Genomic DNA, 20,158 nt, shown 5'->3' with positions numbered 1-20,158 from the left:
GGCTCTTCGATTACAACAAAGGACGTAACTATGAAGTGGGCGTTGAGCAAACCCAGGCTGAGACTGAATGTGGCTTCCAGGCTGAACCTGGCGTTTGCCATTTTGAGTTTGGCCATTATTGCCGTGGTGATGCTTGGCGCTTTGGGTCTGGAACGCATTAACAGCGGTGTTGGCCGCGTGGTATCGGGTGCTGCACCGGCACAGAAAACCGTTGGTGATCTGCAAATTGAACTGCTCGAAGTCAGTCGCCTGGCCATTGAGCATTACAACACGGTCGATCCCGCCTTGCTCGACCGACTGGAAAGTGACTTTGATGCGGCCACCGTCGCTTTTGAGCGTCGGGCAACGGCCTTGGCCGATCAGCTGGATCAGCTGGGAACGCTGGAAGCCAGTCGCCGTGATCTGAAAATTATTGTTGGTCGCAGCCAGGATTTATTCGGCGCGACGCGCGAAAATATGCGCATTTATGGCCAGTCGCTGGTCGCTCAGCAGCAGATAGCCACCATCCGCCAAGACCTACAGACCATCATCAGCGACCTGGATGCCGTTTTCCCCAATTATCTGAATGACATCGAAGACCCGGATAATCGGGAGTTGCTGTATGACATTCGCAATCTGGTCACCCACGGTTCGGCCTGGGCTCGGGAGTTGGCGCTGGTGAACACGCTGACCGATTTCCGCAATGCTCAGGATAACTTTCGTGACTTTATGGAAGATTACGGGCGCCTGGGTTTTCAATTGATGGCGCGGGCACGGCAGGAGCCCTTAATGGGCGAATTTCAGCGTGAACTCGGCCCGCTGGTTGGCCAGCTGGTTGAAAAGGTGACGGCCAACGAAGGCTTGGCGCCGTTGCAGAATGACTTTTTGCAGATCAAGGCAGCGCTGCGTGCCGGCGTGATCCAGACTCAGGACGGTTTAAGTACCGAGGTGGCGTTGCTCAGTCGCATTGCGGCCCGGGTTGATGCGGCAGCGAACTCCATTGGGCGCCGTGCGCAAGGCCAGGTGGTGGAGTCACGTTTGGCGTTGATGGCGGTTGCCGCTGTTGCGGTGGTCTTTTGTATTTTGGTTTCGGTGTTGGTGGTGCGGTCGATTCGTCAGCCACTGAAACGGTTGCGCCATTACATGACGCAGGTTGGCGAAGGCGATTTTACCGCGCAATTTGGTCGTCACAGTCGCGATGAGCTGGGCGATATCAGTCAGGCAACTGAGCAGTTGGTGGCGACGCTGAGTGGCATGATTGGCCGCATCCAGACGCACAATGAAACGCTCAGTCGGGTCGCGCACGACACCACAGCGATCTCCGATCAGACTCGCGCCAGTGTGGAACGCCAGCGCACCGAGCTGGATATGGTGGTGACCGCCATTAACGAAATGACGTCGTCGATTCGAGAAGTGGCCAGTAACGCCGAAGTGGCCAGCCGGGAAATGCGCGACAGTGAGCAGGATGCCCGGGTCATCGACACAACGGTGAAAGCGACGATGACCGCGGTCGGCACACTGGAAGAAAAAATGGCCAGTGCCGCAGAGGTGATCCGCCAGCTCGATGAAGGCGTCACCAGCATCGAAGACATTCTGGCGACGATTCGCGGCATTGCCGAGCAAACCAATCTGCTGGCGTTAAACGCCGCCATCGAAGCCGCGCGCGCCGGTGAACAAGGCCGGGGCTTTGCCGTGGTGGCCGATGAAGTACGCACGCTGGCCGGGCGAACACAGGCATCGACCGAAGAAATTCGCGTGAAAATTGAGTGGATGCTGGAGCAGTCAGCCTCAGCGGTGGCGGTGATCGAATCCAGTCAGTCCGCAACCCAGGATGTGGCCGAACAAGCGCGGTCAGCGCAGGAGCGCTTCAGCAACTTTATGACCGCGATGTCGCACCTGAACGAACTGAACATGCTGATCGCCACCGCGTCGGAGCAACAAAGCGCGACCACCGAAGAGATCAATCAGAACATTGTCGCGATTCGGGAAGTCTCAGAAGGCACGGCTGAAGGTGCTCAGCAGGCGGCTGATCAGACGCATCAGTTACAGAGCGTGGCGCACGATCTGGACCAGGCTGTGCAGCAGTTCAAAGTCTAATCAACCCGGCTGTCCGGGTGCTCAGGGCTTGGCCCAGTGCACCCGGACGTCGGCTTCGGCAAACATCGATTCGCTGATTTTCACCTTGTCGCCCCAGCGCGATAAATAATCGTCGCTCTGCATCGGGCAATGCACCACGCTGATGCCTGTCTGAATGATTTTGGCGGCGCAGTTGGGGCAGGGGAAGTGTGTCACCCAGATTTCGCAATCGGCCAGATCACGCTTAGCAAAGAGGATGGCGTTCTCTTCGGCGTGAATCGTTTTGGCGTATTTCATTTCCCGGTCTTCGGTATTGGCACGGTCAGAAACGCCGTGCGGATAACCATTAAAGCCCAGCGAGACCACGCGATTACGTTCGGTAATGACTGCGCCAACCTGGGTTGAGGGATCCTTGCTCCAGGAGCCGACCAATTCGGCCATTTGAAAAAAACGTTCTGCCCATTTGCTGGCCATGAGGCTCTCCTTGGATGACGGACTAGCGTTTGTAGCAGACACAGACGGCGGCGACAATCAGCACGGTTAGGAATACAACTGAGTCAGGGCATCTCCGAGCGTGGGATATTGAAACTCAAATCCCTGATCGAGCAATCGCTGCGGCGCAACATACTGACCGTCCAGCACCAAGGTTGAAAGGTCGCCGAGCATCCAGCGCAGCGGTCCGCTGGGGAAGCGCATCCAGTAAGGGCGGTGCAATGTCTGGCTCAGTTGGCGGTTAAACGTATCCTGACTGACCGGTGACGGGGCCGTCAGGTTCACCGCGCCGGTCACGCCATGCTCAAGAATCAAGTCGACCGCCGCTAGCCAGTCGTCCCGATGAATCCAGCTTTGTCCCTGCTCACCGTTACCCAAACGGGTGGCGAGGCCAAAGTAGGCCGGCCGTGCCAGCATGGGTAACAGGCCACCATCGCGACCGAGAACCAGGCCGGTTCGCACCCAGGTTAATCGTTCAACCTTTGCTTCTGCTGCCTGTGCCGCGGCTTCCCAATCACGCGTGAGCTGGGCGCTGAAATCGTCGCCGGGCTCGCTGTTTTCGGTGACCACCGCAGCGCCGGTGCCGTAGTAGCCGATGGCCGAACCGCTGATGAGATGGCCGACGCTGAAGCCGTGGTGGCCTAAACGGTCGAGCAGTTGACGGGTAAAGGCAATGCGCGAATCGCGCAGAACCTGGCGGCGCGATTCGGTCCACAGTCCGCCGGCAATGCTGGCGCCAGCGAGGTTGACCATGACGTCATAGTGTTGGGTGAGATCATCAAGATGGCGGATGGGGTTCACGCCTGCTGGTAAGGGCGTGCGGTGTTGCCAACCATCGACCAGGTGGCCGCGGTCGAGCATGCGTTTGGCCAATGCGGAACCGATAAATCCGCTGGCGCCGGTGATCAGGATTTTCATGGTCGGACTCCATTGAATTTATGACTTTAGCAACCACTTATACGCCTCGTTTTTCCCGCTGGCTCTGTTGTTGTGTCCGTGATCACGACATTGACCCAAGCCGGCCCGCCAACGTACGGGAGTTCCATGACGTTAGCTCTTGATATTCAGCAACTGCGTAAGGTCTACGACAACGGGTTCGAAGCCCTCAAAGGCATCGATCTGCGTGTCGACCAAGGCGATTTTTTCGCACTGCTTGGCCCCAATGGCGCCGGCAAATCCACCACCCTTGGTATTGTCTCCTCGCTGGTTAACAAAGGTTCCGGCCAGGTTCGCGTTTGTGGGCATGACCTGGACACCCAGCGCGAAGCGGTTAAACGCAGTCTGGGTGTGGTCCCCCAGGAGTTCAACTTCAACTCCTTTGAGAAGGTCGATGACATCCTGATTCAGCAGGCCGGGTATTACGGCATTAAGCCGAAGCTGGCAACCGAACGCGCGGAAAAATACCTCAAACAGCTGGATTTATGGGAAAAGCGCGACGTACCGGCACGCATGCTGTCGGGGGGTATGAAACGCCGCTTGATGATCGCTCGGGCGTTGGTGCACGAACCACAAATGCTGATTCTTGATGAGCCAACCGCGGGCGTGGACATCGAAATCCGGCGCTCCATGTGGCAATTCCTGCGCGAGCTGAACGCCCAGGGTACGACCATTATCCTGACCACGCATTATCTGGAAGAAGCCGAAAGTCTGTGCCGCAACATCGCCATCATCGACAGCGGCGAGATCATTGCTCAGGCACCGACGCGTCAGTTACTGCAAGGTAAACAGCGTTCTACCTTCGTGGCGGATATCAACCAATCATTGACGGAAGTGCCCGACTTGAACGGCTTCAATTGCCGACTGACTGACGATGGCAGTTTGGAATTTGATATTGCTCATGACGACAACCTCAACGACGTCTTTGCCCAATTCCAGCAGCACGGCTTGGTAGTCACCAGCATTCGTCCCAAAACCAACCGGCTGGAAGAGCTGTTCGTTGACCTGACGTCCAAGCAGCCTAAACAGGAGGGCGCGGCATGAATCATCCATACTGGGTTGCTTTCTACACCATCCTGTCCAAAGAAATTCGTCGTTTTACCCGCATCTGGGTACAGACGTTATTGCCGCCGGCCATCACCATGGTGCTGTACTTCATCATTTTCGGGAACCTGATCGGCGACCGCATTGGTTCGATGGATGGCGTCGATTACATGCAATACATCGTGCCTGGGCTGATCATGATGTCGGTGATTACCAACAGTTATGGCAACGTCAGCTCGAGCTTTTTCTCCAATAAATTCCAGAAATCGATTGAGGAATTGCTGGTCTCGCCGGTTCCCAACTGGGTCATCATGCTTGGCTTTGTGTTCGGTGGTGTGGCGCGGGGGTTGGCCTGCGGCATCATCGTCATGCTGCTCAGTCTCTGGTTCACTCACCTGGAAGTGCACAACCTCTTTGTGATGCTCAGCGTTATCCTCTTGACCGCGGTGGTGTTTGCGACGGCCGGTTTAATCAACGCCATTTTTGCCACCAAGTTCGATGATGTGACCATCGTGCCGACCTTTATTCTGACGCCCTTGACCTATCTGGGCGGCGTTTTCTATTCGGTCAGCATGTTGCCGGAAGTCTGGCAATGGGTCAGCAAGCTCAACCCGATTCTCTATATGGTGAACACCTTCCGGTACGGCATCATCGGCGTCAGTGATATTCCAGTTTTGTCGGCCTATGGCATGCTGTTCGTCTTTCTGGCGGCACTGATGGGTTGGGCGCTGTACCTGCTCAACACCGGCCGTGGTCTGCGCAGCTAATCCAACTGGAACCGAGGTCAGCATGTCGACCCCTGAACACAGCCCGCTGGGTAAAACCAGCGCCTACATCGCCGAATACGATCCAACGCTGTTGTTTCCCATAGAACGGCAGGGCAAACGCGATGAAATTGGCATCGATGGAGATGAACTGCCGTTTGCCGGCGTTGATATCTGGAACGCGTACGAGTTGTCCTGGCTGAACCCCAAAGGCAAGCCAGTGGTCGCGCTGGGTGAGTTTTTTATTCCGGCGCAATCGCCGCGGTTGATCGAATCGAAATCGTTCAAACTCTACCTGAACTCCTTCAACCAAAGCCATTTCGCCAGCGTGCGCGAAGTGGCTGAAACCATGACCGCCGATCTCAGCAAAGCCGCCGGTGCCGACGTACGGGTCACCTTGGTGCCGCTGGGGCAAATGGGGCACAGCGCCGACGTTTTTGGCCTGCCGGGTGAAAACATCGACGACCTGGACATCGAAACCGACCAGTACCAGACCGATCCGGGTTTGCTGGCCACCGTACCGGGCGAACCAGTGCACGAAGTGCTCAACAGCCATCTGTTAAAATCGAACTGCCTGGTCACCGGCCAACCGGACTGGGGCAGTGTGGTCATCGACTACCGAGGCCCCAAGCTCGACCGGGCCGCCTTGCTCAAATACCTGATCTCCTTTCGTCAGCACAACGAATTTCACGAACAGTGCGTCGAGCGCATCTTTCAGGACTTGCAGCGCCACTGTGGTACGGAGCAACTGACCGTTTACGCCCGGTACGTTCGTCGCGGTGGCCTCGACATTAACCCCTATCGCAGCAACGACCCTGGCTTCGAAGCCGACAACCGACGACTGGCACGCCAATAAGGAATTGACGGCTAAGCGCTTGTTTTCCTTAAAAAACTTGCATTGATAACCTCGATCCGCTAGAGTTCGCCGCCGTTGCGCCGCACGCGGTGACAGCGATTTATGGTGAGGTGGCCGAGTGGTCGAAGGCGCACGCCTGGAAAGTGTGTATACGGAAACGTATCGAGGGTTCGAATCCCTCCCTCACCGCCAGAATTAAAAAAGCCCCCGGCCCAAAAGGCCGGGGGCTTTTTTAATTCTCCCGGTTCGGGCGGTGTGGACGAACCCTCTGGTTCGACTGGATGCGCAGCATCCAGGACCGCCGCAGGCGCCCGAAGGGTGGGGTGCGAATGCACCCCAGTCCATCCCGACCGGAAATGCCATAACCACTGTCTTACTTCATCGCACCAAAAGGCCGGGGGCTTTTTTAATTCTGCGGTTCGGGCGGTGTGGACGAACCCTCCGGTTCGATTCGGAGCGCAGCGGAGAACGCGACCGCAGGGAGCGCATCCCGACCGGAAATGTCATAATCACTATCTTCTTTCATCACCCAAAAGGCCGGGGGCTTTTTTAATTCTCTCTGTTCAAACGGTCCGGACTGTCCCCCTCACGTTTTAACCCATCCCCTTCCTCAAACTCATCCCGCCCCAATCGCTGAATCTTATTCCGTGGCCGCAGCACCAACGACACCACCGTTGCTTCTCCCATCAATCTCAAACGCAGCCCCAGGGGCCCGTCAACCGGAGGCTCGGCGTTAACGATCAGATAAATCACTTCGTCGTCCAGCGTGACGGGAAACCAATCCGCGTTTTCACCATAGCCGTGGATTACGCCCGAACTCACACTGAAGCTGCGCGATAAATGCCAGCGATAACCGGCGCTGTAGGAACGATCGCCAAAGGAGTTGACGAAGGTGGAGAGTTCCCAGTTTTTGTAACCGGCCCCCACCAGCCGGTTCTCGTCATTAAGATCGTCGGAAATCCAATGGTGGGTGACCAGGCCTACTTCGACTTCAACGTCCTCAGCGCGGGTGGGTATGAGAGCCCATACCAGGCTCAAAATACCCATCATCAACACGGACGACCGCAGATGGTGCAGCGGCGTCTGAACATAGGGCGGGTGTTGGCTGACCACATTCGGGCTCGAAACAGAGGTTCCTTAATACCCTAGACGCAGTTCACAGTTTTGGTAGGACGGGGTTTGTCAGGTGGCGCGCTGGCGAGGCTTGACCCGCTCTGCGAAAACACCCATCGTCATGCTCAGTCCCTTAGGCGCTGTCCCATGCTGCAACTGATTCAACTGAGTCTGCCTCGTCTCGCCCCCCTCGAATTGACGGTGGCTCCGGGGCAGGTTCTCGGGCTGTCTGGCCCTTCAGGTTCCGGTAAAACCCGTTTGCTACGAGCGCTGGCCGATCTGGATCCGCATGGCGGTGAGATTTGCCTCGACAACACCCCTCAAACAGCCTTTCCTGCGCACGACTGGCGCCGTCAGGTGATGCTGGTGCCTGCGGAAAGCCAGTGGTGGTCCGATTCGGTGGCCGAGCATTTTCCTGAGCGCAGAGTCGTCGATTGGCAAGCATTGGGTTTTGACCGCGATCCCAGCGACTGGACCATTGACCGATTGTCTACTGGCGAAAAACAACGACTGTCGCTGTTGCGGGCGATGGCTTACCAACCTCGCGTCGTGTTGCTGGACGAGCCGACCGCGAATCTCGATGAGCGCAGTCGAGCGATGGTGGAAACCTGGCTGCTGGCTGCGATCCGCTCACACCACAAAATGGCCATCTGGGTGTCGCACGATGATCGTCAATTGCGGCGGGTAGCGGATCAGTGTCTGTCGCTTGGTCCCGCGTCGGTGAGCGCATGAATGTCATTGAGTTAAGCGTCTGGCAATTAAGCATCGCCGCCGCCTTGCTGATCGCTTTAGCGGTCACGTTGTGGCTAACGCATCTGGGTGTCAGTCGTTCGTTGTTGATCGCTGCGCTGCGAACCGTGGTGCAGCTGACGTTGATCGGTCTGGTTTTGGAGGCGCTGTTTACCATGGGTGCCTTGCTGTGGGTGGCGTTACTGGCGCTGGCCATGTTGCTTATTGCCGGTCGTGAAGTGCAGGCACGCCAGCAGCGACCTTTGTCCGGGGCCTGGGGAATTGGCATCGGGACAGTGTCGATGTTTGTCTCGGCGTTCAGTGTCACGGTGTTGATGCTGGCGGTGATAATTGGTCCTGAACCGTGGTATCGACCGCAATACGCAATCCCGTTGTTGGGCATGTTTCTGGGCAACACCATGACGTCGGTGACGTTGTCGCTCGACCGCTTGACCGAAGCCGCCTGGCGACAACGCGCTGTAATCGAAGCGCGGTTAATGCTGGGGCAACGTGCTCAGCAGGCGTTGAGCGATGTGCGCCGATCGGCTGTCCGCTCCGGCTTTATTCCGGTGATCAATGCCATGGCAGCGGCCGGTGTGGTCAGTTTGCCGGGCATGATGACCGGACAGATACTCGCAGGCAGTCCGCCATCACTGGCGGTGAAATATCAGATTCTGATTATGTTTGGCATTACCCTCGGCTCGGGCTTTGGCACGCTGGTGGCGGTGTTGCTGGCCAGCCACCGGTTGTTCGACGGCCGCCAACGGTTGCGAGTGGATCGCTTGCGGCCGGCGCGCCATTAAGCCAAGGCTTCGGCAACGCGCTGCTCGCCGTGAAACAAGGGGTATATCCGTTGGTGAGTGGCATTGCTGCTTAGGCAGTGGGCGATGGCGGCGGCCACATCCGCGCGCGTCACCCATTGCTCTTCTTGCGAGTCGGGCCAGTCGGTTCGGACCTGATCGGTGGCGTCTTCATCGGTTAACCGGCCCGGTCTTAGAATGCTGTACGTCAGCCCACTGTGGATTAGGTGTTCGTCTGCCAGATGCTTGCAGACGGTGTAGTGTTTGATGCGCGCCGGGGCAGCATCCGGGTTTTCAGCACCGCGCGAACTGACCATCACAAACTGTTTCACGCCGCTGGCTTTGGCGGCATCCACGGCTTTGATGGCGCCCCACAAGTCGATCAGTACCGTTTTGTCAGCACCGGTATGGCCGCCGGAACCGGCGGTGAAAACCACCTTGTCGCAACCGGTCAGTGCCGCTGAAAAATCGCCTTCCAGATCGGCAATAACTGGCTCACCTCCGAGCGCTTTGATGGTCTGCGCCTGCTCCTGGCTGCGAATCATGGCTCTGGGAGTATCGCCGCTTGCCGCCAGGTGTTTAATCAATCGTTGGCCAATTTGACCGTGTGCGCCGATCACTAGGGTCGTCATGCATCACCTCCGTTGGTTTGAGATTGTGCTATCAGATGGTGATGCTTTTAAGCGTTGCAACCTCAAGCGGGCGCTGGTTTTTTTGCCCTGGGATTCGGCAGGTCGGTGATGGTGCCGCTGGCCATTTCAGCCGCCAGACCGACGGTTTCGTGCAGCGTCGGATGGCCGTGGATGGTGAGCGCCAGATCTTCGGTGCTGGCGCCGAATTCCAGCGCCAGGGTCAGTTCGCCGAGCAATTCACCGGCGTGGGCGCCAACCAGGCCCGCGCCTAACAGACGGTCGGTGTCGGCATCGAAAATCAGCTTGGTGCGACCGGTATTCTGGCCGGACGCGAGGGCACGGCCGCTGGCGCTCCAGGGGAAGGCGGCGGTGCGGATGTTCAGACCTTGAGCTTTGGCGTCTTTTTCAGTCAGACCCGTCCAGGCGACTTCCGGGTGGGTGTAGGCAATCGAGGGGATCGCCATCGGTGTGAACCGCGCGGATTCACCCGCAGCCACTTCCGCGGCGACATGACCTTGATGGCTCGCTTTGTGCGCCAGCATTGGCTGACCGACCAGATCGCCGATGGCGAAGATGTGGCTGACGTTGGTGCGCAGTTGTTCATCAACACCGATAAAGCCGCGATCGTCGACGTTCACCCCGGCTTTTTCGGCCTGCAGTAAATCGCCATTGGGGCGGCGACCGACGGCGACCAAAATGGCATCAAAGTCGGCGTTTTCGGCGTTGTCCTGAGCGTCCATCAAGGTGACATTCAGCGCAGACTGGCCGGCGGTGACGCTGTCGAGTCGGGTGTTCAGGCGTATATCAAAGCGATCATTGTTATCACGCTGATACAGCCGAACCAGGTCGGCATCGGCAGCCGGTATCAGTTGATTGGCGGCTTCGACAATGGACACCGTGCTGCCCAGTGCGCGATAGACGGTCGCCATTTCCAGGCCGATGATGCCGCCGCCGATCACCAGCAAACGCGGCGGTATGGTCGACAGTTGCAAGGCATCGGTGGAATCCCAGATGCGCTCGTCGTTGGGCAGGAAGGGCAGCTCAACCACGCGCGAACCGGTGGCGAGAATCAACTGTTCGAAGCCCAACAAAGACTCATCGCCATCGGCCTGTGTCAGCCGCAGGTGCTGGCTGTCTTCAAACACGGCGTTGGCCTGAATCACGGTGACGCCGCGCTCTTTGGCCATGGCGCTGAGGTTGGTGGTCATTCGCTCGACGGTCTGGTCGCGGTACTGTTGGACAGCTTTCAGCTCGGGCTGCTGGGCGCTGAAACCGAGTTCGCTCAGATGTTCGTTTTCTTCAATCACGCCAGCGATGTGCAGCAGCGCCTTGGAGGGAATGCAGCCGACATTCAGACACACACCGCCAAGACGCGCATAGCGTTCAATCAAGGTCACGTTCATACCCAGATCGGCAGCCCGAAACGCAGCGGAGTAGCCACCGGGACCGCCGCCTAAAACCACCAATTGCGCCTGTGTTGTCCGTGTCATGGTCATTGCCCTCTGTTATCTATCTAGTGATAGGTAGAATAACTATAGTGACAGCACTGAGGCGCGTCAATAGACTACCAACCGCTAGGTCAGTTAATGGTTGAGAGCGATGAACAGCACTGCCGAACGTCTGCTGGAGCGGGCCGAGGAAATCATTCGCACGCACGGTTATTCCGGGTTGAGTTTTCGCACCCTGGCCGATGACATCGGCATCAAAAGCGCCAGCGTGCATTACCACTTTCCCACCAAAACACACCTGGGTGTGGCGGTTGCCAGTCGGTATCAGGCGCGTTTTGCGCGGGCGCTTGAGCAGATTGCCCGCAGTGGTCAGCCGGCTCAGGCGCAGTTGCAGCGGTTTGTGGACATTTACGGCAGCGAGCTGCGCGCAGGCAACAACCGCCTGACCATCTGCATGATGCTGGCAGCGGAAAAAGACAGCCTGCCGGAGGAAGTGAACCACTGTGTCACGTCGTTCTATCAGTTGAACCTCGACTGGTTGGAGAGCGTGCTGCAGCAGCAGGCCGACCCACAGCCAGCACAACGCGCCAAGCAGATATTGGCATTGCTGCAAGGCGCGGTGCTGGGCGCGAAAACACTGACCTGCAGCGACTACTTCGATGCCGCCGAAGCCGCGGTGTTGCAACTGGTCGGTGGCGTTGCTGAGCCGACACCAAACTAGGCCTGTATCTTGCTGTACTCATTCACGGGCTGATCAGCCCGTTCATTGATTAAGGAGTCCGACACCAATGCGGGTTATGTTTGCCGCGCCGGAAACGGCCTGGGGTGGAATTCTGGCGCGCTTTCGCGCTGCCTTGCCGGAGGTTGAGTTTGTCGCCACCGGTTTTAACCCGACCAGTCTGGCCGGATTTGAGGTGGTCATTCCCACCATGAGCCAACTCGACGCTGATCTTATTGCAGGCGCCGATCGGTTGCAGTTGATTCAGCAGATGGGCGCGGGTCTGGAAGGCGTCGATCTGGACGCCGCCCAGCGAGCATCCGTTGCCGTCGCCAACGTCCCGACGGCCGACTCCGGCAATGCCGACTCGGTATCCGAACTGGCCATCTACCTGATTCTGGCGTTGTTGCGCCGCGCACCCGAACACGCCACCACGCTGGCGGCTGGCTTAATGGGGCAGCCAACCGGCATCAGCCTGATGGGACAGCGCGTGGGTCTGGTGGGCTTTGGTGCCATTGGTCAGGCCATTGCGCGCCGGTTGGCGCCGTTCGGGGTGACCTTGAGTGCAATCAAACGCACCTCGGATGACGCCCTGGCCAACACGTTCGGGCTGGAATGGCTGGGCGGCACGGAGGATTTACCGCGCCTGCTGGCCGAGTCGGATATCGTCATTCTGGCGTTGCCGGATGACAGCGCCAGTCACGGCTTGATGAACGCCGAGCGGCTGGCACAGATGCCAACGGGCAGTTATTTGATTAACGTCGGTCGCGGCGGTCTGGTTGAGCGCGATGCGTTGTTTACGGCCTTGCAATCGGGTCAACTGGCCGGTGCGGGTTTGGATGTATTCTGGCAGGAACCGCCAGACCCGGATGATCCCATCTTCCAGCTCAATCTGGTGGCATCACCGCACCTGGGTGGGCTGACCGACCGGTCAGTAACCGGTATTCTCAACGCCAGTGTCGCCAATATTCGTCGCCTGATGCAGGGGGAAGCGCTGCAACATCGGGCGGTCTAAAAAGAGTCAAAACGAGGACAGCATGAGCCATTCCGACATCACCCTTTGGCAACAGGCCGAAGGCATTGCCAGCGGCCGGTTAGACCCGGTTGAACTGACCGAAACCGCACTGACCAAGGCCGCCGAATCCAGCTCGGTGTTTATCAGCATTCTGGACGAGCGCGCGCGCTTTGAAGCCCAGCAGGCGAAGGCGCGGCAACAGGCCGGTCAGCGGCTCAGCCCCATCGATGGTGTGCCCATCGCCTGGAAAGATCTGGTGGACATGCGCGGTACCATCACTACCGCGGGCAGCCGCCTTTATGACGCCCCAGCCGATCAGGATGCCGACGCCGTGCGTCTGGCCACTCAGGCGGGCTTGGTGTCGGTGGGCAAGGTGAACATGACGGAACTGGCTTATTCGGGCCTGGGCCTGAACCCCCATTACGGAACGCCAACGCTCGATCGCAGCGGCCCGGCCCGGGTGCCCGGTGGCTCCAGCAGCGGTTCGGCAATGGCCGTTGCTCAAGGCATTGTCAGTGCCGCCATCGGTTCTGATACCGCCGGTTCCTTGCGCATTCCAGCGGCCTTTAATGGGCTGGTGTCGTACCGGCCATCCATGGATCGTCCCGTCATGGGGGGTGTGCATCCGCTGTCGCGATCGATGGATACGCTCGGTGTCTTGGCACGTACCCTGACCGATGTGATGGCCGTGGACGACGCCATGCGCCTGGGCAAGGTGGTGCATCGCACCGCCATCGCAGCCAGCGATATTCGCGTGATTCTCGATACCGACGCGCTGGCCGATCCGTTTATCAGCGAACCGGTGCGCGCCAATTTGCTGGCTGCTGCGGAGCGTTTTGAAGCGGCGGGTATTGGCGTGATTCGCCGCCCGGTTGCCGCCATTCAGGACGCGCTGGCGGCCATTGCCAAGCATGGCTGGCTGGGCGGCATGGAAGCCTACGCTGAATACAAAGACCTGATCGATAGCCGACCCGCCAGCGACTTTGACCCGCGGGTGCGCGACCGCTTGCTGACCATCAAAGACGCCACACCCGACCGAGTGATCCGGCTGTATCGCGCCCGCGCTCAGCTGCAGTCAGAGTTGGCCGAGCAGCTCGACGGAGCTTTGCTGATTTCCCCGACCGTCGCCAAGGTAGCGCCGGAACTGGCACCGCTGGAAACCGACGATGCGCTCTATTCCAAGGTCAATCTGGAAGCCTTACGACTCACCATGGCGGCCAGTTTACTGACCTGTCCGGCCATTGCTCTGCCGACCGGCAGTGACAGCGACGGCCTGCCTACGTCCGTGCAACTGACGGCTTTGCCCGGCGATGACGAACGGCTCATTCGCACCGCCTTAACGCTGGAAAACCTGGCTGCTGGCTAACGGCGCAAGCGGGGCTGCGGACCCCTTGTTTCCGGCTGGTTTGGTCACATTATGATCGCAGATTAGAGCTCTCAACGGAGACCCGAGATGGAGTTCAAAGATTATTATCGCGTGCTCGGGGTGTCGGACAGTGCCGATGCCGCCGAGATCAAAAAGGCGTATCGCAAACTGGCGCGGCAATACCATCCCGACGTCAGCAGCGCCGCCGATGCCGAAGCGCGGTTTAAAGAAATAGGCGAAGCTTACGAAGTGCTTAGTGATGCCAAGCGGCGCGCCGAATACGACCAACTGCGTCAGTTACGCGCCGGTGGTGGTCGTGGCCAGTCCAGCCGTTTCAGCGATGCCGATTTTAATCGCCAGTTTGGTGATTTTTTCGAGTCGGTCTTTGGCGGTGGTATGGGCGGCATGGGCGGTGCCCGTAGTGGTCGGCAAAGCTGGCAGGCGGCGTTCGACCAGCCCGGTCAGGACGTGACCCATCGCATTACGCTCAGTCTGGAAGACGCGGTCAATGGTGTTGAACGTGAAATTCGTCTGCGTCTGCCCGACAGCAGTTGGCAACCGGGGCAGTCGCGCACTCGTACCTTGAAAGTCCGCGTGCCTGCGGGTGTGTTGCCGGGCCAGCGCATTCGCCTCGCCGGTCAGGGCGGACCAGGCGCCGGTAACGGAGCGGCGGGCGACCTGTATCTGGAAGTGGAGCTGGCCGACGATGCACGTTTTAGCGTCGATAGCCGCGACCTGCAATTGACGTTGCCGATCACCCCCTGGGAAGCCGCATTGGGCGCCAAAGTGATGGTGCCGACCTTGCAAGGCGCGGTGCGATTAACCGTTCCCAAAGGCGCGACCTCCGGTAAAAAATTGCGTCTGAAAGGTCGTGGATTAGGTAAAAATCCTAGCGGTGATTTGGTGGTGAAACTGGAGCTTGCGGTGCCTGAAAAACATTCCGCCGCCGCCGAACAACTGTACCGTGAACTTGGTCAGTTGCAGGGCGATTTTAACCCGCGGCAGAAACTGGAAGCGTCGATGTAAGCCTCATTCGTCGCTGCTGACGACGCGATTTCGACCGGCGCGTTTGGCGATATAAACGCGGCTGTCAGCCTGACGCAACGCGCCTGAAAACCCGTGCATGCCGGTGAACTCAGCCACGCCCGCACTGAACTGTAACTGCAACTGATGGCCGTCGAGACTGAACGTCCGGTCGGCCAGCAGTTCGCGTAATTGATCGACCACATCCGTTGCCTGCGCCAACGTCAGCTGTTCAAAAACCACGACGAATTCTTCGCCACCCCAGCGACACACAATGTCGCTTTTTTTGAGATTGTTGCGCAATACTTTCGCAACCGTTGCCAAGGCTTTATCACCTGTGGCGTGGCCGTACTGATCGTTAATCTGTTTGAAGTGATCGATGTCGATCAACGCAACCGCCGCCGGTTGCTGAGGGTCGGTCCAACGCTCCAGGCTGCTTTCTAAACCGGCACGATTTACCAGTGCGGTGAGCGGATCGGTCAACGAATTACGCTCATGTTTTTCCACCGTTAATTTGATGGCCACGTAGGATTGCAAATGAATCCACTCGGCAATCAGTAGCAGCAACACCAGAAAAGCCGTGGCCAGTTGCAACCGCACCTGACTGGAAATCGGATATTGGTAAGCGAAGTCAGGCTGAATGGCCTGGACGATAATCATCGCCGCTAAATAACCCAGGCCGAGTACCGCACCCACGCGCAGACCAGCGAGCATGATCATCAGCACCAATAAACTGAACGCAAAATAAATTCCGGTGCCGGCATAACCGCCGCTGATCATCAGATAGGTGGTGAACACCCAAAGCGACATGGATAACAGGCGGCTGACCAAGAGGGTGCGATGGCTGAGGTGTGCTCTGACCACCAGCGTCACGGTAATCGCGATCATCGCCGCCAGAATGATGGCCGCTGTCCAGCGCAGGTTGATCACCGACACAATGAAAAAAGGCACCATCACCAGGTTGCCGGTGATGACAAAAAAACGCATCAGCAGGAGTTGTCTGCGCAGCTCAATTTCTTCAGGAGTATTGCCGAGATGCAAAAGCGGCGTTCCTCTTTTAAACAGATACCAGAAGGATAGTCATTGAACAGTGATCGCGCGCATTAATGCGATGACACAGAGTTCGGCTGCACGATCGTAAACCAACCCCGACGACGCCACAGCAAGGCGGTCAATGCCAGCGCGGCGAGTGAAAACACCAGCAGCGTCCAGCCAAAACCCAATCGCTCAGCGACCGCGCCCATGCAGAACGCACCGATCGACGGCGCGCCTAGACTGACCATCGACCAGATACTCAGCACGCGGCCCCGGTAAGCATCGTCGACCGTCAGTTGCACCAGCGCCTGACTGCCGGTACCGATGACGGTCATAAACAAACTCGACAGCAAAATCACCGGCACCATGGCGCCGAGGCCGTGCAAAGCAATGACCGGCAACAACACCAGCGCACTGCAACACAAGGCCAGATACACCAGCGAACTGATGCGATCGGGATTACCGCTTTGGCGCGAGGTTACCCAGCCACCGAGAATGGAACCCGCGCCGGCACTGGCGGTTAACGTTGCCAGCGCGCTGGGCGTGCCACCGGCCAGATGACCGGAAATCGCCGGTAGCAATTCGGTGACCGATCGGCCGAGCAAGCCGTTGACCAGCGTCATCGCCAGAATCAGTCGGATCAGCGGTGTGGCAGCGATAAAACCGAAACCAGCGCGCAGGTCGGTCAACAGCGACGCCGGTTGTGTGCGTTCGGCGGCCGGTGCGTGCGGTAAGCGCAGCAGCAAGACGGCGGTGGTCATAAACAACAGGGTAGCCAGCGAAAACACCCAGAACGGACTGCTGACGGTCAGCAATGCCGCCGCCAATGCCGGGCCGATAATGCGCGAAGTATTGAACACGATGGCGGAATAGCCGATGCCGCTGGGCAGCAGATGACGCGGCAAAATGCGAGGCATTAACGCCAAGCGCATGGGCTGGTGGGCGGCGGTCACGCTGCCGAAGGCCAGTGCAAACACCAGCAGCGGTGTAATGCTCAATTGGTTGAGCGCAAACAAGGTGGTGATGGCGATGGCAATCAGGCTGTTGCAGATTGCGGTGGTGACAATGCCATTTCGAGTATCGATGCGGTCGGAAATCACGCCAAATAACGGCGAGAACACAAAGGTTGGTACCAGTAATAACGCACTCACAGTGCCCACCCAGAACGCTGACTCGGTGAGGTGCCAGGCACTCCAGCCGATCATAAAACGCACAATCCAGGTGCCTAGGGTGGCAAAGCAGGCTGCCAAAAAGTAAGGGCGGAAAACCGGTTCACTGAATGCAGATTGATGAGAGCGGGGCTTGGATGAAGACGGAGACGACATGCGCGGCCTTTGCAAAGTTAGGCGGCAATGCTAGGCGCTTGAGTGCGGAAAGGCCAGTTGATTGAGGCTATTGGGGGTGAGGGACCTTTAATGGGAAACCGGACGACGATTAATGGGAGACGCTGGACGCCGGTTAGTCAGCGTCTCCCGTCTTCCGTCCAGCGTCTCCCGCCAGTGACAAATGACGGGTGTCCGGCGGTCGAGGGTCGTCCTCCTTCCGGCTTGGTTGCAATGGTGCTGCATCGTCCGCCAGTGACAATAAGGAGACATCGATCTCAACAGCTGCGGCGGGCTGTTGTTCGGTCAGTTCCGCACCTGCCTGCGCCAGGCTGAGCGAAGAGGTATCGACGGCAACCGGTTCGTGGCTGGCCGGGGCATCCACCACGGGCGGCTCATTACCGGCGGGGACGACAATTAATTCAGCGCCAATGGCTTTCATGGCCGCCTGATAGCGGGCCACCGTGATTTCCGCCACCTTCAGTTTGATCACCTCAGCGCGACCTGCGAAATAGCTGGCAATGCGGTCGGCATCGGTTTTAAACAGCGCGGCCATGGCATTGCGGACGTCGTCTTCGTTGTAGCCGTCGAGAATGTCACCGGCGTAGTACAGATCGAAATAAAAGGTGCTCATCAGCTTTCCAGACGCATGTGGTTGAGTTTCAAATCGGCCTTGGGAAAAGCAATGCACGGCAGTATCCAGCCATCGGCCTGCTGGCCGCCGTTAAGCCCGTACGGATGACGGCCGCGATAATCCACCGCGCCCGACATCAGCCGGCAACGGCAAATACCACAAGCGCCGTTGTCGCATGCTTTGCGCAACACCAAACCCTGTTCCGCCAGATTGTCATACAAGGTGCGCTCGGTGTCGCCGGGAATGTGATCCTGGGGCGTTTGCAGTAAGCGAATGTCGATGGTGCTCATGGCAGTCTCGATCCGGCGCGGTTGGCGTGGGTGTGTTGGGATGCTACCGCGATGCCCGCCCTGGTTACAACGGGCGTTCTATCGGTTGCCAGCGACTGGGATTCGACTAATTGTCTACAAAATAGCCTTGTTTTAGCCATAGTAATGCCGTTTAATCGCCAAACTTAAAAAATTGTAGACAATCTATGGAAGCCAGAACCCAGACCGACCGCATCTACCAGCAGCTGCTCGATGCCATCATCCAAGGTCAGATTGCGCCATTGAGCCGATTGCGCGAATCCGATCTGGCGCGCGACCTGGGCATCAGCCGCGGTCCGCTGCGTGAAGCGCTGGGTCGGCTGGAGAGCCGCCGCTTGGTGCGCAAGGTGCCGCACGTTGGCGCGCAAGTCGTGGGTTTCGACCGGGCTGAATTAATCGAGCTGTATCAGATTCGCGAAAACCTCGAAGCGCTTGCCTGCGAACTGGCGGTGACGCGCATGAGCGATGCCGATCTGGACGAACTGGGCGCGGTATTGAAGCGCCACGAACGCTATCTGGACGATCGCGATGGCCAGTTCTACATTCAGCAAGACGGCGATCTGGACTTCCATTTCAAAATCATTCAGGCCAGCGGCAACCGTTGGCTGATCAGTCTGCTGTGCGATGAGTTGTATCAACGCGTGCGCATGTTCCGGTACCAGTCGGCCAACCAACGCCGGCGGCCGCGCCAGGCGCTGGAGGAACATCAACGTATTTATGAGGCTTTGCGCCAGCGCGACGGTGAACTCGCCGCGCTGCTGATGAAACGCCACATCCGCTCGGCCCGAGCGGTACTTGAGCAATTGACCGAGGAGGCTCCCGAATGAGCGCCGGAAACCGTTTTCGCCAGGCTTTGGCCACCCATCAACCGCTGCCGATTGTCGGTGCCGTCAACGCGTACAGTGCCATGCTGGCAAAGCGCGCCGGTCATCAGGCCATTTATCTGTCGGGCGGTGGTGTTGCCAATGCCTCCTTCGGCTTGCCCGATCTGGGCGTGACCACCCTGAACGATGTGACCGAAGACGCACGCCGTATTACCGCCGCCTGCGACCTGCCGTTACTGGTCGATGTCGACACCGGTTTCGGCGGTGCTTTTTCCATCGCCCGTTGCATTCATGAAATGGAACGCGCGGGCGTGGCGGCGATTCATATTGAAGATCAGGTGCCGCAAAAACGCTGCGGGCATCGGCCGAATAAAGAGATTGTCTCCAGCGCTGAAATGGTCGACCGCGTGAAAGCCTGCGTCGATGCGCGCCAAGACGACGGCTTTTTTGTCATGGCGCGCACCGATGCCTTTGCCCAGGAAGGTTTGCAGGCCGCACTCGATCGTGCCCGCGCCTGCGTGGAAGCCGGTGCCGATGGCATCTTCGCCGAGGCCGTGCATACGCTCGACGATTACCGCGCCTTCACCGAGGCACTCGATGTGCCGGTGCTCGCCAACATCACCGAATTCGGTAAGACGCCTTTGTTTAACCAAAGCGAGTTGGCCGACGTTGGCGTGGCCATAGTGCTCTATCCATTAAGCGCGTTCCGGGCGATGAGTCAGGCGGCGTTGGCGGTGTATGAAAGCATTGCAGAAAACGGCGATCAGAAAGCGGTCGTTGAGCGCATGCAAACCCGCGAAGATTTGTACGACGTGCTCGGTTATCACGAGTACGAAGCGAAGTTGGATGCGTTGTTCAGTGGGAAATAGCGCTGTTCTGATGGTCAATGCACGTTAACGGAACCACTACCGGCACGTGGTCAGGAATGTCGGAAACTCTGATGTGGGGTGTCTGAGGCAGGGATGCCGAAGCCAAGACTACAGGGATGTATTTACGTCGTCCCCGCATCAGAGTTTCCGGCAGGCCTGGCCCAAACCACAGAAT

General features: G+C 58.3%; 21 protein-coding genes and 1 tRNA gene. 13 read left to right on the top strand and 9 right to left on the bottom strand.

Annotated elements, in window-relative coordinates; genetic code table 11:
- Positions 1 to 30 precede the first annotated feature (30 nt).
- Positions 31 to 2,076: a methyl-accepting chemotaxis protein gene (locus BGP77_RS17150; protein ID WP_108165916.1), complete on the top strand. Its 2,046-nt coding sequence runs from the start codon at positions 31 to 33 to the stop codon at positions 2,074 to 2,076.
- 21 nt (positions 2,077 to 2,097) lie between these two features.
- Here BGP77_RS17150 and BGP77_RS17145 read toward each other — a convergent pair whose 3' ends face one another.
- Complete coding sequence (locus BGP77_RS17145) at positions 2,098 to 2,529, bottom strand: dCMP deaminase family protein (RefSeq protein WP_108165915.1); 432 nt, start codon at positions 2,527 to 2,529, stop codon at positions 2,098 to 2,100.
- Between the two features lie 66 nt (positions 2,530 to 2,595).
- Positions 2,596 to 3,465: a TIGR01777 family oxidoreductase gene (locus BGP77_RS17140; protein ID WP_108165914.1), complete on the bottom strand. Its 870-nt coding sequence runs from the start codon at positions 3,463 to 3,465 to the stop codon at positions 2,596 to 2,598.
- A gap of 126 nt (positions 3,466 to 3,591) precedes the next feature.
- On the opposite strand from BGP77_RS17140, the gene BGP77_RS17135 reads away from it, so the two are divergent.
- The 4 genes from BGP77_RS17135 (at position 3,592) to BGP77_RS17120 (ending at position 6,339) form a co-directional block, all read left to right on the top strand.
- Complete coding sequence (locus tag BGP77_RS17135) at positions 3,592 to 4,527, top strand: ABC transporter ATP-binding protein (RefSeq protein WP_108165913.1); 936 nt, start codon at positions 3,592 to 3,594, stop codon at positions 4,525 to 4,527.
- The gene (locus BGP77_RS17130; protein ID WP_108165912.1) at positions 4,524 to 5,294 is read left to right on the top strand and encodes an ABC transporter permease; all 771 of its coding nucleotides are present in this window, start codon (positions 4,524 to 4,526) and stop codon (positions 5,292 to 5,294) included. Before BGP77_RS17135 ends, BGP77_RS17130 begins: the two co-directional genes overlap by 4 nt.
- Before the next feature lie 22 nt (positions 5,295 to 5,316).
- Entirely contained in the window at positions 5,317 to 6,147 is an 831-nt protein-coding gene (queF, locus tag BGP77_RS17125) for an NADPH-dependent 7-cyano-7-deazaguanine reductase QueF (protein WP_108165911.1), read from the top strand.
- A 104-nt stretch (positions 6,148 to 6,251) separates the two neighbouring features.
- Positions 6,252 to 6,339 (top strand) — tRNA-Ser (locus BGP77_RS17120).
- A gap of 357 nt (positions 6,340 to 6,696) precedes the next feature.
- On the opposite strand, the gene BGP77_RS17115 is transcribed toward BGP77_RS17120, so the two are convergent.
- Positions 6,697 to 7,260 carry a hypothetical protein gene (locus tag BGP77_RS17115; RefSeq protein ID WP_108165910.1) on the bottom strand — a complete coding sequence of 188 codons (564 nt, stop codon included), beginning with the start codon at positions 7,258 to 7,260 and terminating at the stop codon, positions 6,697 to 6,699.
- A 147-nt stretch (positions 7,261 to 7,407) separates the two neighbouring features.
- On the opposite strand from BGP77_RS17115, the gene BGP77_RS17110 reads away from it, so the two are divergent.
- Both BGP77_RS17110 and fetB read left to right on the top strand, forming a co-directional pair.
- Positions 7,408 to 7,992, top strand: coding sequence for an ATP-binding cassette domain-containing protein (locus tag BGP77_RS17110; protein WP_108165909.1), 585 nt, complete (start codon positions 7,408 to 7,410; stop codon positions 7,990 to 7,992).
- A complete protein-coding gene (gene fetB, locus BGP77_RS17105) occupies positions 7,989 to 8,792 on the top strand; it encodes an iron export ABC transporter permease subunit FetB (RefSeq protein WP_108165908.1) in 804 nt (267 codons plus the stop codon). The genes BGP77_RS17110 and fetB overlap by 4 nt, the downstream gene beginning before the upstream one ends.
- On the opposite strand, the gene BGP77_RS17100 is transcribed toward fetB, so the two are convergent.
- Positions 8,789 to 9,421: an SDR family oxidoreductase gene (locus BGP77_RS17100; protein WP_108165907.1), complete on the bottom strand. Its 633-nt coding sequence runs from the start codon at positions 9,419 to 9,421 to the stop codon at positions 8,789 to 8,791. The genes fetB and BGP77_RS17100 overlap by 4 nt on opposite strands.
- 62 nt (positions 9,422 to 9,483) lie before the next feature.
- Positions 9,484 to 10,911, bottom strand: a complete 1,428-nt coding sequence (gene lpdA / locus BGP77_RS17095) for a dihydrolipoyl dehydrogenase (RefSeq protein WP_108166021.1) — start codon at positions 10,909 to 10,911, stop codon at positions 9,484 to 9,486.
- 109 nt (positions 10,912 to 11,020) lie between these two features.
- Here lpdA and BGP77_RS17090 point away from each other — a divergent pair, with 109 nt between their 5' ends.
- From BGP77_RS17090 to BGP77_RS17075, 4 genes are all read left to right on the top strand, one after another.
- Positions 11,021 to 11,590, top strand: a complete 570-nt coding sequence (locus BGP77_RS17090) for a TetR/AcrR family transcriptional regulator (RefSeq protein ID WP_108165906.1) — start codon at positions 11,021 to 11,023, stop codon at positions 11,588 to 11,590.
- 67 nt (positions 11,591 to 11,657) lie between these two features.
- The gene (locus BGP77_RS17085; RefSeq protein ID WP_108165905.1) at positions 11,658 to 12,602 is read left to right on the top strand and encodes a 2-hydroxyacid dehydrogenase; all 945 of its coding nucleotides are present in this window, start codon (positions 11,658 to 11,660) and stop codon (positions 12,600 to 12,602) included.
- Positions 12,603 to 12,624: 22 nt separating this feature from the next.
- On the top strand, positions 12,625 to 13,968 hold the full coding sequence (locus tag BGP77_RS17080) for an amidase family protein (RefSeq protein ID WP_108165904.1): 1,344 nt from the start codon (positions 12,625 to 12,627) through the stop codon (positions 13,966 to 13,968).
- Positions 13,969 to 14,055: 87 nt separating this feature from the next.
- A complete protein-coding gene (locus tag BGP77_RS17075; RefSeq protein WP_108165903.1) occupies positions 14,056 to 14,994 on the top strand; it encodes a DnaJ C-terminal domain-containing protein in 939 nt (312 codons plus the stop codon).
- A 3-nt stretch (positions 14,995 to 14,997) separates the two neighbouring features.
- On the opposite strand, the gene BGP77_RS17070 is transcribed toward BGP77_RS17075, so the two are convergent.
- The 4 genes from BGP77_RS17070 to BGP77_RS17055 all read right to left on the bottom strand — a co-directional run bounded on the left by BGP77_RS17070 (position 14,998) and on the right by BGP77_RS17055 (position 18,272).
- Positions 14,998 to 16,032 carry a GGDEF domain-containing protein gene (locus BGP77_RS17070; RefSeq protein WP_108165902.1) on the bottom strand — a complete coding sequence of 345 codons (1,035 nt, stop codon included), beginning with the start codon at positions 16,030 to 16,032 and terminating at the stop codon, positions 14,998 to 15,000.
- A 62-nt stretch (positions 16,033 to 16,094) separates the two neighbouring features.
- Entirely contained in the window at positions 16,095 to 17,351 is a 1,257-nt protein-coding gene (locus tag BGP77_RS17065) for an MFS transporter (RefSeq protein WP_108165901.1), read from the bottom strand.
- Positions 17,352 to 17,484: 133 nt separating this feature from the next.
- Positions 17,485 to 17,982, bottom strand: coding sequence for a hypothetical protein (locus BGP77_RS17060; RefSeq protein WP_108165900.1), 498 nt, complete (start codon positions 17,980 to 17,982; stop codon positions 17,485 to 17,487).
- Complete coding sequence (locus tag BGP77_RS17055; RefSeq protein ID WP_108165899.1) at positions 17,982 to 18,272, bottom strand: 2Fe-2S iron-sulfur cluster-binding protein; 291 nt, start codon at positions 18,270 to 18,272, stop codon at positions 17,982 to 17,984. Before BGP77_RS17055 ends, BGP77_RS17060 begins: the two co-directional genes overlap by 1 nt.
- 185 nt (positions 18,273 to 18,457) lie before the next feature.
- Here BGP77_RS17055 and BGP77_RS17050 point away from each other — a divergent pair, with 185 nt between their 5' ends.
- Together BGP77_RS17050 and prpB are read left to right on the top strand one after the other, a co-directional pair.
- Positions 18,458 to 19,117 carry a GntR family transcriptional regulator gene (locus BGP77_RS17050; RefSeq protein ID WP_108165898.1) on the top strand — a complete coding sequence of 220 codons (660 nt, stop codon included), beginning with the start codon at positions 18,458 to 18,460 and terminating at the stop codon, positions 19,115 to 19,117.
- Complete coding sequence (gene prpB / locus BGP77_RS17045) at positions 19,114 to 19,983, top strand: methylisocitrate lyase (RefSeq protein ID WP_108165897.1); 870 nt, start codon at positions 19,114 to 19,116, stop codon at positions 19,981 to 19,983. The genes BGP77_RS17050 and prpB overlap by 4 nt, the downstream gene beginning before the upstream one ends.
- Positions 19,984 to 20,158: the final 175 nt, after the last annotated feature.

Source organism: Saccharospirillum sp. MSK14-1 (genome assembly GCF_003054965.1).
GTDB lineage: Bacteria > Pseudomonadota > Gammaproteobacteria > Pseudomonadales > Natronospirillaceae > Saccharospirillum.
The sequence above is the reverse complement of the archived record's forward strand: the minus strand, read 5'-3'. Positions and strand labels throughout refer to the sequence as shown.